Annotated in this window: 14 protein-coding genes; all 14 read right to left on the bottom strand. The window is 41.6% G+C overall.

The features are described 5' to 3' along the window. Positions 1–180 precede the first annotated feature (180 nt). The 14 genes from araD to ACDX78_RS15275 all read right to left on the bottom strand — a co-directional run bounded on the left by araD (position 181) and on the right by ACDX78_RS15275 (position 15,971). Positions 181–1,917: an L-arabinonate dehydratase gene (gene araD, locus ACDX78_RS15210; protein WP_486029008.1), complete on the bottom strand. Its 1,737-nt coding sequence runs from the start codon at positions 1,915–1,917 to the stop codon at positions 181–183. Positions 1,918–1,957: 40 nt separating this feature from the next. Beyond that, positions 1,958–2,353 carry an acyl-CoA thioesterase gene (locus tag ACDX78_RS15215; RefSeq protein WP_486029009.1) on the bottom strand — a complete coding sequence of 132 codons (396 nt, stop codon included), beginning with the start codon at positions 2,351–2,353 and terminating at the stop codon, positions 1,958–1,960. 371 nt (positions 2,354–2,724) lie between these two features. Then, positions 2,725–4,236 carry a tripartite tricarboxylate transporter permease gene (locus ACDX78_RS15220; RefSeq protein WP_486029010.1) on the bottom strand — a complete coding sequence of 504 codons (1,512 nt, stop codon included), beginning with the start codon at positions 4,234–4,236 and terminating at the stop codon, positions 2,725–2,727. 23 nt (positions 4,237–4,259) lie between these two features. Beyond that, positions 4,260–4,742: a tripartite tricarboxylate transporter TctB family protein gene (locus ACDX78_RS15225; RefSeq protein WP_486029011.1), complete on the bottom strand. Its 483-nt coding sequence runs from the start codon at positions 4,740–4,742 to the stop codon at positions 4,260–4,262. Between the two features lie 70 nt (positions 4,743–4,812). Then, on the bottom strand, positions 4,813–5,784 hold the full coding sequence (locus tag ACDX78_RS15230; protein WP_486029012.1) for a Bug family tripartite tricarboxylate transporter substrate binding protein: 972 nt from the start codon (positions 5,782–5,784) through the stop codon (positions 4,813–4,815). 383 nt (positions 5,785–6,167) lie between these two features. Next, positions 6,168–7,139 carry a Bug family tripartite tricarboxylate transporter substrate binding protein gene (locus ACDX78_RS15235; RefSeq protein WP_486029013.1) on the bottom strand — a complete coding sequence of 324 codons (972 nt, stop codon included), beginning with the start codon at positions 7,137–7,139 and terminating at the stop codon, positions 6,168–6,170. An 887-nt stretch (positions 7,140–8,026) separates the two neighbouring features. Beyond that, a complete protein-coding gene (locus ACDX78_RS15240; RefSeq protein WP_486029014.1) occupies positions 8,027–9,241 on the bottom strand; it encodes a NupC/NupG family nucleoside CNT transporter in 1,215 nt (404 codons plus the stop codon). A gap of 381 nt (positions 9,242–9,622) precedes the next feature. Then, on the bottom strand, positions 9,623–10,489 hold the full coding sequence (locus ACDX78_RS15245; RefSeq protein WP_486029015.1) for a carbohydrate kinase family protein: 867 nt from the start codon (positions 10,487–10,489) through the stop codon (positions 9,623–9,625). Continuing rightward, entirely contained in the window at positions 10,486–11,385 is a 900-nt protein-coding gene (locus tag ACDX78_RS15250; protein ID WP_486029016.1) for a pseudouridine-5'-phosphate glycosidase, read from the bottom strand. The genes ACDX78_RS15245 and ACDX78_RS15250 overlap by 4 nt, the downstream gene beginning before the upstream one ends. A gap of 109 nt (positions 11,386–11,494) precedes the next feature. Beyond that, a complete protein-coding gene (locus ACDX78_RS15255; protein WP_486029017.1) occupies positions 11,495–12,496 on the bottom strand; it encodes a LacI family DNA-binding transcriptional regulator in 1,002 nt (333 codons plus the stop codon). A gap of 511 nt (positions 12,497–13,007) precedes the next feature. Continuing rightward, positions 13,008–13,265: a (2Fe-2S)-binding protein gene (locus tag ACDX78_RS15260; RefSeq protein ID WP_486029018.1), complete on the bottom strand. Its 258-nt coding sequence runs from the start codon at positions 13,263–13,265 to the stop codon at positions 13,008–13,010. After that, positions 13,262–14,473, bottom strand: a complete 1,212-nt coding sequence (locus tag ACDX78_RS15265; protein WP_486029019.1) for an NAD(P)/FAD-dependent oxidoreductase — start codon at positions 14,471–14,473, stop codon at positions 13,262–13,264. Before ACDX78_RS15265 ends, ACDX78_RS15260 begins: the two co-directional genes overlap by 4 nt. Further along, positions 14,463–14,786, bottom strand: coding sequence for a (2Fe-2S)-binding protein (locus ACDX78_RS15270; RefSeq protein WP_486029020.1), 324 nt, complete (start codon positions 14,784–14,786; stop codon positions 14,463–14,465). The genes ACDX78_RS15265 and ACDX78_RS15270 overlap by 11 nt, the downstream gene beginning before the upstream one ends. A 33-nt stretch (positions 14,787–14,819) precedes the next feature. Next, on the bottom strand, positions 14,820–15,971 hold the full coding sequence (locus tag ACDX78_RS15275) for an NAD(P)/FAD-dependent oxidoreductase (protein WP_486029021.1): 1,152 nt from the start codon (positions 15,969–15,971) through the stop codon (positions 14,820–14,822). Positions 15,972–16,032: the final 61 nt, after the last annotated feature.

The following is a 16,032-nucleotide window of genomic DNA, read 5'->3' on the forward strand; positions in this document are numbered from 1 at the left end:
TTAAACAGATAGTCAAAAAATGAAGATTTACTTATTATAAAATTGAAATGATAGTTGACCTAAGAAAATTTGACATTTTCTTAGGTCAATTTCTATAAGCCTGGAACTAACTGAATAAGACTATAGTCTCTCTATAAAAAACTGCAACCTTAACCTGCTAAATCTGTTATCTATAAAATATCAATGTATTTCCGGCTCTTTCACAGGAGCACCAAAGCCTGTTTCCAAGTAATCAAAATCACATCCCTGGTCTGCCTGCAGGATATGCCTTTGATACATCCAACCAAATCCTCGCTCAAAGCGTGGCGATGGCTGCTTCCATTCCGTTTTCCTTTTTTCCAGATCTTCTTCAGAAACTTCCATATGAATGGATCGCTGATCAACATCGATCGATATAACATCTCCAGTCTGTACTAGTGCTAACGGACCTCCAACAAAAGATTCAGGGGCCACATGTAAAATACAGGATCCATAGCTTGTCCCGCTCATCCTGGCATCTGATATTCTAATCATATCCCGGACACCTTTTTTCAATAATTTTTTAGGAATTGGCAGCATTCCCCATTCAGGCATACCAGGACCACCCTTTGGACCTGCGTTTCGTAAAATAATAATATGATCTTCTGCCACATCGGCATTTTCATCGTTACAAAAAGCTTTCAATGAATCATAATCATCAAAAACTACAGCAGGACCGGAGTGTTGTAAATACTTTGGATTGGCAGCACTTGCTTTCATCACACACCCGTCAGGGGCCAGGTTTCCTTTAAGTACAGCTAACGAGCCTTCCTTATAAACAGGGTTTTCAGGATGTCGAATCACATCATCATTATAAATTACCGCTTCCCCCATGACTTCCCCTATAGTTCTCCGGGTAACTGTTTTTTCATGTAGAAACATGTGATCCTTTAACCGGTTAATCATCCCAAGGATACCGCCAGCATAATAAAAATCCTCCATCACATAAGTATCTCCACTCGGTCTAATATTTGCTATCACCGGTATCTCCCTGCTGATACGGTCAAAGTCATCCATGCTAATGTCCTGCTGTGACCTTTTAGCCATAGCAAGAATATGGATGATGGCATTGGTAGAACCTCCCAGTGCCATAGCAACTATGATGCCATTCTCATAGGAATTTTTTGTTAAAATATCATTCGGGGTTATATCTTCCCATACTAAATCCACAACCCCTCTCCCGGCCGCCGCGCACATGCGATTATGTGCAGTGTCTACAGCGGGGATGGAAGAAGCTCCTGGAATGGTCATCCCCATCGCATCTACAACTGAAGTCATTGTACTTGCAGTTCCCATCGTCATGCAGGTACCGGGACTTCGAGCAATTCCAGCACATATTCCTGCAAGTTCACACTCACCTATATTGCCTGCGCGGTATTCATCCCAGTATTTAAAAGCATCTGACCCGGAACCTAGCGTTTCCCCTCTGTAATTCCCCCGTAACATAGGACCCGCTGGCACAAATACAGCCGGTATATTCATACTTATGGCACCAAGCATTAAACCAGGTGTTGTTTTATCGCAGCCGCCCATTAAAATAACGCCATCAATCGGATAGGAACGAATTAACTCTTCTACTTCCATAGCCAAAAGGTTTCGATACAATAAGGCAGATGGTTTATTCATGCTTTCAAAAAGCGACATACAAGGTATTTCCATAGGTAGTCCGCCAGATTGGAGAACACCTCTTTTTACATCTTCTACTCTTTCTTTAAAATGATGATGACAAGGGTTAATATCCGACCATGTATTTAAAATCCCGATGATAGGCTTTCCTTCCCAGTCATCGTAATCAAATCCCATTTGCATCATTCTGGAACGGTGATTAAAACTTCTGAAATCACCTGCATCCAGCCACCTGACACTCCGCAGTTCGTCTTTTGTTTTTTTTATTTTCATAAATATGTCCCCCCCAGTCAATTAACCTATATCTTTATGCTTAAAAATTCCTAGCAATCTCCTTAATAACCTTCCTGCTCTTCCTCGTCGTAAAATCAATCATTACTTTGGTAATTGTAGCCACACATACCTCTTCATCTTTTTCATCCAGTATTTTCTGCTCAAACACAAAACTTGTATTACCCAGCTTTTCAGGTGTCGTCACGACACGCAAGTTATCATGAAGCACCGCTTCTTTTTTATACATGATATCGATCCTCAACACTGCCGTACCTAAATTTGCCTTGTGAAAATCGTCATAGGAATACCCGGCGTGTTCCATGTACCACGCTTCCCTTCCATGCTCCAGATAATTCAGATAAACACTGTTGTTCACATGGTTTAGGCCATCGATATCTTTTTCTTCAACAACTATATTTTTTACTGTTTGCTTCACGTTCCCACTCTCCCCTGACAATCTATGTATTAGGTAAAAGATAATGGAAGAAGTGGACAGAGTCAAGCATAGTTTCACTGACAAATACCTGTCCTCAGTCCAAAAGGCAATAGATATACAAAAAGGCTTTCGTCGGTGGGGCTCACTCCCTTTTTGTAGGGGATGAGCCAGATATGATGAAGGAATTCGAGAGTCTTTGACCCTTCTAATTTCATGCAGCACTTGATCGGAGCAGTACAGTCAATCCATAAAAAATAACCACCCTGCAAGCATATAAATCTGGCTAGCAATTAGGGTGGTTATCTCCGGCTCTGATGTAAGCCGCTCCCTTGATGGGTTATTTTATAATGTTGTACATCAATTTTTTATTCCTAAACTTCTCTTTTTTTCATCCTCCTGCTCTGCCAAATCGTAAACCCGATAGAAAGCACCGCAAGAATCAAAAACACCAATGAAATCGGCCGCGATAAGAAGAGTGTCCAATCCGGATCTGCCATATACGCCCGGCGTAAATTCACTTCAGCAATCGGACCAAGAATAACTCCGATAATAATGGGAGCCAAGGCAAATTTATATTTTGTAAATAAATAACCAACAATCCCGATTACAAACAACAGATAAATATCTGTGATCCGGTTATTTAAAACAAATGTACCTGTCACACACAACACCATGATCAGTGGAACTAAATATTGTGTCGGTACTTCGGTTACCCGGACAAACAGCCGAATGCCCAGAAACTGGGTGATCAACATGAAAAAAGATGCAACCAAAAATGCCAAGAACATGCCGCCGACTAGATTCGGCTCATTCGTAATTAATAGCGGACCCGGATTGATCCCGTGCACCATAAGGGCCGAAAGCAGTACTGCTGTTACCGCTGAACCTGGAATTCCCAGCGCAATCGTGGGAATCAAATCACCGCCAACAGTAGAGTTGTTTCCGGCTTCTGAAGCCACGACGCCTTCATCATGCCCTTTCCCGAACTTCTCAGATTCCTTCGACCATTTTTTAGCCTGATCATAAGCAATGATATTTGCAATGCTTCCCCCGGCACCCGGAATGGCACCGATAATGGCGCCTATTGCTGATGACCGAATCAGGTTGACCGGTTTTCTTATCACTGAGAGAAACGTTTCTTTTGGTTTCAACACAAATTGCATACCTTTTATTTTATCTTCCTGTTTTTGCTGCACATCCTTATTTAATTCCGTCCGTTCCACAGAATTCATTAACCTGGAAATGGCAAACATACCAATCAGTACGACAAGAAATGGTATACCCGCACGCAGTACCCCGATATCAAATGTAAAACGGGTGATCCCTGCAATCGGGTCTGCACCGACTGTAGCAATCAAGAGTCCAAACAGCCCGGCAATTAATCCTTTAAGAATCGACTCTCCCGTCACACTGGCAATTATCGTTAAGGCAGCTATGATTAAGGAAAACATTTCCCATGGACCAAATTCCAATGCGAGATTGGCTATCTGCGGAGCGATCGCTATAAGAATTACAAGACTTACAATCGAGCTTAAAAAGGATGCCCAGATTCCCAGCGATAAGGCTTTTCCGGGCTGCCCTTTCCGGGACATCGGATAGGCATCAAATGTAGTAGCTACTGCTGAAGGGGTGCCGGGGATTCCAAGCAATGCTGCCGTAATAAGTCCGCCAGACATACCTCCGACGAGAACGCCAATCATTGCTGCCACCCCCATGATTGGCTCCATGCCAAATGTTAGCGGGAGTGTAAGTACGATTGCCATGGTCACCGTAAAACCGGGAATCAGTCCTGCCAGGATGCCGGCAATAACACCCAGTAGTATAACGATTAAAATATCTATCTGAAAAATTTCACTTACGCCAAGTACAAATAAATCTGTCATCTTCATCAACCCTTTGTGAAAAACTAAAAGAAAATCCCATTCGGGAATCTGACGTATAATACATTTTCAAAAAAGAAATAAACACCGAATGTCATGATAAAAGAGATAATACTGATGGTAATGACATTCTTTTTCTTTATCGGGCCGATGAGTATGCCCGCTGCAATAATAAATATAATGGTAGATACGATAAACCCGAGGATATCCAAAGATAATATATATAATCCGAGGACAACCAGCATGAAAATGACCAACCTGTATTCATTCCACTGTTTTTGAAGGAAATTCATGAATCCATTTTTGAAGCCAAATTCTTTTGTTTTTACTAAAGTTACAATCTGTTTCATAATCAACATCAATGATAATAAAAATAATAATGCAGCTATCAATTTTGGATAAGATCCGGGATCCAGATGCGTCTCATTCAGCTGCGGAAAATCTCCGGAATTAAAATATATGAGTGCACTCAGCAGGATTAATAAAAATCCGATTACTATTTCACCCATGGTGACCTCCTTAATGCTACTGCAATATAGAACAGGGACGTTGTCAGGAAACCGTCCCCTTCCTTATAGCCTATTCTTCTATATCAATTTCAGCAATAGTCTCTTCTATTAATGTGCTTTGTTCATCTAGATAGTCTGTGTATTCTTCGTGGTTCATAAAGTTAACACTTGCGTTAAGGTTATTTATAGCTTCAATGTATTCATCACTATTTGCAATTTCTTCAAGCTTCTCACTTAAAAACTCAATAATCTCCGGGGCAGTTCCCTCTGGCGCTACATATCCGCGGTTTATTCTCATTGTTATATCATAACCTGATTCTGCCAGTGTAGGAACATCCGGTAAATCCTCTAATCGTTCCTCTGTTCCCACCGCAATAAATTCCATATGCCCTGCTTCGACAAACTCCGCCGCTGATGGATAATCAACGACAACTGCATCCACATGCCCGCCAGCCAGTGCCTGTACTGCTTCACCCAAACCTTCATAGCCAACCAGATTATAGTTAATGTCCAATTCCCTGCCTATCTGTTCTACCCAAATACGCGGAATACCACTTACTGTTCCTCCAAAGTCAATTTGGTTCTCTTTTCCATATTCAACAAACTCATCAAAAGAATCAATACCCAATTCACTTGATACAGTGAGAATCTGATCAGATGCTGACATTGATGCAATTGGTTCAAAATCATCATAATTAATATCAGTGATACCCGAATGATGAGCTACAAGGTGCCCCTCATGTATCTGTCCTATATGGTATCCATTAGCCTCTTTTTCTAATAGTTCTTCAGCTCCAACAGTTCCACCAACTCCTGGTACATTTACAGGTACAACAGATACCTCCAAGTCACCTTCCAAGTGTTCAGCCACTACCCTACCTTCAATATCACTTCCACCACCCGGATCCCATGGAATCACCATCTCAATTTCCCGGTCAGGGTAATCTTCAATAGAATCCTCGTTCCCACATGCAACCATTAGAACACCCATAATAAAAACTACAAATAAAATGCTAATTCTACGAAAAGACCTATAAATCATAACCTCAACTCCTTTCCCTATTCTGTTTTTTCTGACTTTTGCGTTTGTTTAGATATATCTAAAATCATATATTTATAATATTATAACCTACACAAAACTTTCAGTCAACAAACATACAGGAAATTTATGTTTCATTTTGTTTGGTTTTTCATTAATTAACAATCTTTTTGTTTATATTAAAGGAGTTAATAATTTATAATTCAATATAAAATATCCTATGAATTTATTAATATTGGGCGGGCCGACAAGATAATTAATACTGCAGGAATAGAAGAAAATTAAGTATTTCTGGCACTTGTCGGCTCGCACTAATTATATAAATAAATACTTCAGTTTCAACTATTCAACAATTTTTTCTCACAGCTCAAAATAATATTAAAGTTCTATTCTTCTATATCGAGCTCACTAATCGTTTGTTCTATAATTGTATTCTGCTCATCCAAATAATCAGTGTATTCTTCCTGGTTCATAAAATTAACGCCAACACCGAGTGAATTTACCTCTTCAATAAACGCCTCGTCCTGAGCAATCTCCTCGAATTGTTCACTTAAATACGCAATGATTTCAGGATCAGTTCCCTCAGGTGCTACATATCCGCGGTTCAGCCCAAATGTGACATCGTATCCGGCTTCAGTAAATGTCGGTACATCTGGCAAATGATCCAGACGTTCCTCTGTTCCCACTGCGATATAGTTCATGTGGCCTGCTTCAACAAATTCAATGGTAGATGGATAGTCAACAATAACTGCTTCCACATGTCCTCCCGCCAACGCCTGTACGGCTTCTCCCATACCTTCATAACCGACGAGATTATACGCTATATCCAATTCTTGTCCGACTTGCTCCAGCCAAACACGTGGTATACCGCTGACTGTTCCGCCAAAGTTTATTTCATTTTCCTGACCGTATTCCACGAAATCTTCCAGTGACTCAATACCTGTTTCCGATGAAACGGCAATGATCTGATAGGATGTTGTCATGGAAGCGATCGGTTCAAAATCATCATAGTTTATATCAGTTACGCCTGAATGGTGTGCCACAAGATGCCCATCGTGAATTTGCCCGATATGGTATCCATTTGCATCCTTTTCCAGTAATTCCTCCGCCCCAACTGTACCGCCAACACCCGGTACGTTAACAACCACCATTTCTTCTCCAATCTCTTCAGAAGCATAATCAGTAACAATCCGACCTTCCAGGTCACTTCCACCACCCGGATCCCACGGAATAATTGTCTCTATTTCACGATTTGGATAATTTTCAGCAGAATCATCATTCCCGCATGCTGCTAGAAACAGCAATAGCGAGGAAACGATAAGTAGTCCGGTAATGAAACGAAATTTATTTCCCCCCATATGTAAGCTCTCCTCTTTTTTAAATTCTTCACCTGTTTTCCATGGTGTATATTCAATTTTTATTGCTTTATCGCATCAAAGCAATTTGACAATTTATGATATTATAACTCATCAATAACTTACAGTCAATCAGTATTTTGTAAAAAATTCATTCTTTTTGTCTGGTTTAATTACATAAATGCTTACATCATGTTGTAAGCGAATACAAGATGCTATTATCGGAGCGTAAAATTAGTATTCACTATTTACAATTCGTTTATCCAACCGTTAAAGAAGAAAAGAATTAATTGACAATAAAACAGAAAAGCTATAAGACACCAATTCATAATATTGGAAAATTTTGAATCAGAATATTAAATATATTTCGTCTAAAACAACTTAATTGTAATTGTCATTTATTATGAGATAAATGTCAAATTCAAGTTGTCACCTGTAATAAATTTAATTTCTTTTTATTCCGTTACATCAAAACTTAGTGTATATTTTATCTATATTTCCATAGCTTTTTCATTATCCAGGTCATTATAAAGTATTCGTTTTTTTGTACAAATTGTATAAAAAATTGATTCAGCAAAACCTATATTGACAAAAAAATTCGGGGGAGGGTGGTCACAGGCACTTCTAAAAAGCAGACTACCCTAATTTCCCAAATATTCTTCCACTCCTTCTGCCGCGCTGTATGCCAATGCACCAACGTACATATCGGGTGATAATTTGGAAAATGATGAAAAGCAGAAACACCTCTCTTACACAATCGACCGTAGAGTTGGGCATAAACAGGAATGAGCCAACAAATCTAGCAACAAAAAAACACAGCACTCCAAACTTTAATGAAGTACTGTGCTTAACAATCACTTTCTTTTTATCGAAGGAAAACTGGAACGCTTTTAGAAAAACATCCCTGCTATAGCTCCACTCATCAGGTTTGCCAGCGTTCCTGCCAACACGGCACGGATCGCATATTTAGCTACAGTGGAACGCTTTGGCGGGGCGATTCCTCCTAGCGTTCCCAGTAGAATAGCGGTCGATCCAATATTGGCAAAACCACATAAGGAGAAACTGATGATCATATTTGATTTGGCAGTCATATTCACCATTTCCGGTGCAAATGCAGTATAAGCAACCATTTCATTCACAACCAGTTTTTGACCTAAGAAAGAACCGGCCAGAACGGCATCCTGCCATGGAATACCCATCACAAATGCAATTGGTGCCAGAATAACCCCGAATATGTTTTCAATGGTTAAGCCTTCCAGGCCGAACATTCCTCCGGCGCCACCTAAAATTAAGTTAAGTAATGCAATCAGAGAAATAAAAGCGATCAGCATACCACCAACACTCAAAGCAATTTTCAGCCCGTCGGAGGCTCCTTTGGCTGCTGCATCAATCACATTTTGCGCGTCTCTGTTCTTCTCCAGTTCTATTTTGTCCGTTGTTTCGCTTTTCTCTGTTTCCGGTACAATTATTTTTGCCATCAAAAGCCCCGCAGGAGCAGCCATAAAACTTGCTGCCAGCAAATAATCCAATGGGATCCCGAGCGCATAAAACCCGGCCAGATTGGCGCCCGAAACAGTTGCCAGTCCACCTGTCATAACCGTAAATATTTCTGAATTCGTCATACGGCCGATATAAGGTTTTACTACCAGCGGAGCTTCAGTTTGACCGACAAAAATATTTGCAGCAGCAGAAATAGACTCCGCCTTACTTGTTTTTAACAGACGGGAAAACATTCCGCCCAGCCATTGAATGATAACTTGCATAATTCCTATGTGATATAAAACGGCTATTAATGAAGCAAAAAAGACAATAACAGGCAGTACCTGGAAAGCAAAAACAAAACCAATACCTTCCCCTTCAAGAACGCCACCGAACACAAAATTAATACCTGCTTCAGAAGTTTCGATAACGCTTCCAACTATATCCGTGAACCACATTAATACATTGTTTCCGACTTCCCATTTAAGTACGATGAATGCAAATGACACTTGGATTGCCAAGGCAATGAGAATAGTCCTAAACTTAATTGCCCGTCGGTTAACAGAAAATAAGAATGCTATACAAAGAATAGCGACCATCCCTGCAAGCCCCCACAAGATATTCATTATATTCTTCCCCCTTTCAGGTTACTTTGAAGAAAATATCATTAATCATACAGCTCAAAATCACTGTGCATAATTTTCACTAAAAAACTTTCCGTTTGTCAGGCGGGTGCATCCCATCAAAAATAAAATGAAGGGAATGTACTGCCCACGTTCGGCACATCGTTAACACATTTAGCTTTAATATATACTATTTAACCAACTTCTGTAATTTGAACCTCAATTAGTATGACGCCATGAATCAAAAAGTTAAAATATATACAATGCAAAATGGTGAATTTTGGCGATTGTGCTTCAGAGATTGTAAATAAATGTTTAATAGGCTCACGTGCCGAATGTGGGGTACTGCTCCACACCAACGTTTTTTTATAAGACTCGTCTTTATTATTCGGGTAATGCACCGAAATAAGTAACTGTATGAGATGAAACTGCTATAGCACGTTTCGCTGATTCTACAACATCCTTTGTCTTCCAGTACGTAGCTAGAAAACTTCCGGCAAATGAGTCTCCTGCAGCAGTCGTATCTACTACATCCACTTTAGGCGGAACTAATTCCTTTAACGCATCGCCTTGATAAAAAAGGCAGCCTTTATTACCCATGGTCAGTATAGGCACAGACACATATTCCTGGAGATTTTCAATAATTTTTTTCGGCTCTTTCTCACCTGTAAGTAGGACGCCTTCATCATAATTTGGGAAAAAGAAAGTGACACCCTCCAGAAAATCCAGAAATGCTTCTTTATTTTCTTTCAAAAAGTAAGTGGAACTCGGATCGACACTAATTGGAATACTGGATGCAATAGCTTCTTCCTTTACCTTCAACGCAGCTTTTTTGGTCGAATCCGAAAAAAAACTATATCCCGACAAATAGACAAGCTCACTGTTGTCCAATCCCTGAATATCCGCCTCGGCTAGATTCAGATTGGCGCCTCTGTCTGTTATCATCGATCTTTCCCCATCATTACTGTCAACCATCAGCACAATAGAGCCGGTTTTTTCACTTCCATCCTTTGTAACTAGCGGGGTGACCCCTTGTTTTTTCGATTCCTCAATTAAATAATTACCAAAAGGATCGTCGCCAACTTTACCGACTAACTGGCAATCCACACCTTCACGCCGAACAAAGGAGGCCACGTTGTTCGCCTGGCCGCCCGGACGGAAATGAATATTTCCATCCGTATCCGTGCCGAGATTGGTTTTCTCCTTTTTCACCAGAATATCGATTACTAAATCACCGACTACTGTAATCATTTATAATACTCCTTTGCAATCTGTGCAGCGGTTCTAGCATTATTAATCATTAGCGCAAAGTTTGCTTTGACACTCTTTCCTTCCGTCTGGTCTTTAATACGGGAAAGCAGGAATGGTGTTACTTGTTTGCCGGATATCCCATTTTCATCGGCTTCTTTCAGCGCTTCCTTAATCGTTTTATCAATAACTTCCGGTTCCAGCTCTTCCTCTTCCGGGATAGGGACAACTACGGAAACCGCATGATTCATATTCAGGTCATCCTGTGTTTTCAGCAATTGGACCAGGGATTGCTTGTCTATTTTTTGTACTGGCAGACCGGAATCCCTTGTATAAAAGCTTGGATATTTATCTGTCTCATATCCATATACAGGGACACCATTTGTTTCCAAATACTCCACCGTCTTCGGTATATCAAGGATGGATTTAACACCGGCACTGACCACACATACTTTTGTTTTTGCCAACGTTAGCAAATCTGCTGAAATATCATAACTTTCATTTACACCATAATGGACACCGCCGAGTCCGCCAGTGGCAAAAAAGCGCAGGCCAGCTAATTCAGCTGCATACATTGTTGCTGCTACGGTAGTTGCTCCGGTTTGTTTACTGGATAATACCTTTGGAATATCATGAATACTTGTTTTGAATGCATCCGGGGATTTACCCAACAACTCAATTTCATCCTCTGTCAAGCCGACATGGATATGCCCATCTATTATAGCAATGGTTGCAGGTATTGCTCCCTCTTCTCGAATTGTTTTTTCCACTTCCATTGCTAGCTCCACATTTTGCGGATAAGGAAAACCGTGGGAAATAATGGTGGACTCAAGTGCTACAACCGGCTTTCCTTCATCCAGCGCTGTTTGAACTTCTTCATTGATTTTTAAGTATTGCATAGTAATAATACCTCCAATAAATGATTTATAGTGTTTATATAATGATTAACGGATAAAAATACAAATAATATGGTTCACCCTCTTCAGCAGGCAAGCAACCGTGTTTGAGTTAGAGGGATTGTCTTTTAACCAGTTTAGGGTAATGAATTTTTTGCTCCGATTCATGCTGTTTTTCCATAATTTGATCAATAAGCAGGGTTAATGAAGATTTGGCAATATCCTGTTTCGGCTGAGCAATCGTTGTTAAGCCTGGAAAGAGGTAGGCACTCATTTTCAAATTATCAATGCCAAGTACACCCGCTTCTTTCCCAATTTTGATTCCCTTCTCCTGAAGTGCTAGATATACCGCAATCGCTCGCTCATCACCAGAAACAAAGAAAGAATCCGCATGGTTTTCATCCAATAATTCCAATGTTTTAAGGTATACTGCTTCCAGGGTGGATAACCCGAAGAAAACGCCGCCGGTCTGGCCTTTTTCCTGAAAAAACTGTTGAAACCCTTTGGCCCGTTTCTGATTAATGATGGAATCCTCTTTTCCTAAAAATAACTTTGTGGATGCATAGCCATGTGTATGTATCGTTTGGGCACCAAGGTATCCTACATGAAAATTATCAACCCCGACATAGGAAAAATCAACCTCATGCTGACTGTCGCCTATTAATACAAATGGCGTATTACTTTCCTTTAAATAGCTGACACGCTGATCATTATTGATAGGGTCAAAGATGATTGCACCGTCACATAGTTTATGTTTCACAAGATAAAACCCATCATTATCGTCATGCTTAAAACTATCCGGTGACGAAGCGGATATAACCACCCGATAATTGTAGTGTTTCGCAAGAAGGTGGATTTCATTCAAAACTTCATTATGGTAGGCACCCCAATATTCCCCGTGACGCCAGTCAATAAATACCACAATCTGATTCGTTTTTTGCTCCTTTAAACTTCTGGCTACAAAATTCACCGTAAAACCCAATTCTTCAATTGCATTTTGTACTCTTATGCGTGTGGATGGTTTCACATTTGGATGTTGATTAATCACGCGTGAAACGGTGCGTACAGAAGTCCGGCTTCGCTCTGCGACATCTTTTATCGTAACTTTCAGCATTCATACCTACTCCCAATAAAAAAATGACTTATGATTTTGCCATCGTTGGCAAAATATTATACTTTTACTATATTATATTTCTCATTGTTTGTAAACCCTTGCAATGTGTGATTTTTGCATGCCCGTTATTTCTTGTTTTCGTTTGTTCCAAAACAATATATCACGGCGTTTCGAGCTACTGCTTATAAAACAGTAGATATTATATTCTGTGCTGTGTTTCTTCATTATCCACCTCAGAAGGAATCTCTGCTGCAACGCTCTTCGCCCCTTCCACTTCGCGGGCAGCCTCTTCCCTCTTCTGGCGATGATTTGACCCGATGCCCGACCCTGGGCTTTCTTCACCATTTTTGCTGGTTTTAGATATTGGGTAAGGAATCTAAAACACTCAGTTCTACAGTCGAAAGGATAATTCTTGAAACCTAATTCAGTGCAAGTAATAACAACCGGGACGACAGATTCCAATTCGACAAAATTCGAGCTTTTTCGGAGTGACAGTGGTAGACCCCCTCAGCTATTTTTTTATCATATCTTTTAATAGAACTGGTCTGACTGGGGTTTGTGCACGCTGGAGCACGGGCTTTGTATCTTTGCCAAGTCTTGATTCCAGCATGTCGCGGACGATTGGCTGGCAAACCCTTCCCTGGCAAAATCCCATTCCAACCCGGACTCTTTTTTTTATTCCGGGAATACTGCTGGCACCTTCATCTATCGCTTCTAAAATATCTGAAAGACGAATACCTTCACACCTGCAGATTATCATGTCCTTCATCTTATGCCTTCTTTCTCCCAAATTGTATTCATTTTTTCTCTGCCCGCATCAATTTCAGGCAAAAAGCGCAGTGGAGCTATTTTTCGTGCTTCTTCCACTTTTTTCATCGCTTTATCCACAGTCATCGAACCTGATGTCCCAAGTGATTCCAGGATGGATATGGCTGAAAGCTTCCCCTGGGCCATCGCGACCTTTGCTCCTTCGATTCCGGTTATATTCCCTGCTACAAATAACCCATCTACCTGTGTGGACATATCCTCGCCATGCAATGGGACAGTCCCTCCCAATTCAGGAATGTCAACAAGCCGGCAGCCTGTTGTCTGTGCAAGATCAACGAGTGGGTATAAACCAGCCGATAAACATACTGTATCTACCTCAACCCGCTCCACATCCCCTACCGGTTCCCCATCTACAGTCACAGATTGTAGCAAAACTGCTTCAACTTGCCCTTCTCCTTCAATCTTCACCACGGACTTGCGCAAGTGAATAGGTACCCCGTTCACCTTTAGAAAGTTGAACCGCAATGTGCGAGCGATTAATCGGGGAAATCGTGCCAATGCAAATTTGCCAAACCTGCGCACAAATGCATTCGGTGCCAGCCCGGCAACATCAGTTAGCAGTAATGTTGTATCTGCCGGAGAATGACGGTAACCCAAAGCAGGGGTAAATGACGGTAAGGCCATGCCAGCTACATCGATGCCAGCATTTTTCATCTCGATCATGACAGATAGAGAAAGCGGGTCGACTCCTGCTATCATCACCCGCTTCCCCACAGCAATATGATGTAAATTCGTAAATGTTTGGGCAGCTCCTATACTTATCGCACCTGGCAACGTCCAGCCGGGAATCGGCAACGCTTTTTCTATCGAACCTGTCGCTAATAATAATGCGCTGGCGGAAACTGTATTTACTTCTGCACCGGTTATAGCTATTTCCCATTTCCTACTGACAGACCATGCGGTCACCCCGGTAAAAATTTGAACCCCGAGTGCACGCGCTTTTTCTGCCAATTGTTCTGCCACTTTCTTTCCGTTCCAGACCCTTTCATCAGGCGGGGCATTGGGATCTTCATAATGCTGTCCCAGTAATCTCCCGCCCGGCCGGTAATATTCATCTATCACAGCTACCGATAAACCGTTCTGCATGATTTCTATGGCAGCGGTTAACCCAGCGGGGCCTGCTCCGATAATCGCCACATCAACTTTCATCTTCCATTTCTCCTTCATGCACAGAAGCGCTGCCTGAAAATACTTCTATTCCTTGGCTGTTTGGTGTCAAACAAGTACGAACGTTGGGAACCCCGTTCACTTCAGCACGACATTCGTAGCAATGACCAATGCCGCATAATATCCCCCGGTTTTCTCCTGTTATTTCACACGTACGTATTGTTCTGATCCCATTGGCAAGCAAGGAAGCCGCGATAGGTTCCCCTTCATAGCCGGTTAATTTTTTATGATTAAAATAAAATTCAATGGTTTTTTGTTTTGCTTCCGAATGCCCCAGCCTGTATGTATTTGCCAATATGTATCACTCCTTCAATACCATAATACGCGGCTAAAAACGACTGATGGAAAATGCACTGATATCCATTTCCGGCTTTTCATCGCATACGATCTGTGCCATAATTTTTCCCGAAATAGGAGAAAGCGCTACCCCATCCCCTTCATGTCCGGCTGCAATATATATGCCTTCCAAGCCATCAATCGGACCTAAAACAGGCATGCCATCCGGTGTATAGGGACGAAGCCCGGAAAATGTTCTGATAATCCGTACGTGTTCCAATGGCGGAAAAGCACGAACGGCAGCTTCTCCTATTTTTCTGGTAATCTCAGGATTTATTTCTGTGTTATTATATCCGGCAAATTGGCGTGATCCCCCGATTAGCAGCGAGCCACTATGGGTTTGTCCAATCGCTAAGCCTACGCCAAAGGGATCAGCCATTCCAGGGTCATGTTCGCTTCTTAATTTGTTCGCTATATAAGAAGCGCTAAGGATGCCAGCATGCAGAAACGGCTTCATTCTTTCAGAAACGAGGATCTGCCCTTGCCGTGGGATGATAGGCACCTCTACCCCTAATGGTTTAAACAACATCGGGGTCCATACACCTGCCGCCACGACAACTGCGTCAGCATATAACTTTTCCCCTTCGATATCTACCCCTGTAACACGGTTACTCTCTGTAATAAGACTAGTTACAGGGGCAGATAGTTTTATCTCTGCGCCGCGTTTTCGAGCTGCATTCGCATAAGCAAAAGAGACCTTTAATGGGTTCACCTCTGCATCATTTTCCCACCAGGTGGAACCGATGACATTTTTGGATAATCCAGGCTGACGTTCTCTGGCTTCCTCACCGGAAATCAGCTTAACACCTACGCCTGCTTGCTGCTGGCGTTCCACCATGGCCTCCATCGCTTCCATTTCTTCCTCGGTTTCAATGATAATCATTCCGCCGCTTTGCCTGTATTCAAGATTAGTTTCCAGCTCCTCATCAAGGTCGCGATACATTGCAGCACTCTTAATGGCAAGATCCAACGTAGGGCCAGGCTTTTTCGATTGGAGCATAATGGCACGGTCACAAGCTCCTGATGTTCCTGACGCAATGTCTTTTGCCTCAATCAGCTTTACTCGCGCCCCTGACTTTGCCAGATAATAGGCCGCAGATGTTCCAATAAGACCGCCGCCTACAACAATTACCTCATAGCTCACTGATGGCCTCCTCGTCTTTTCTAAATCAATATATTCATATTCCTTAGTATTCAATTTTTAA

This window comes from Virgibacillus oceani (genome assembly GCF_041521345.1).
GTDB classification, from domain to species: domain Bacteria; phylum Bacillota; class Bacilli; order Bacillales; family Amphibacillaceae; genus Virgibacillus_N; species Virgibacillus_N oceani_A.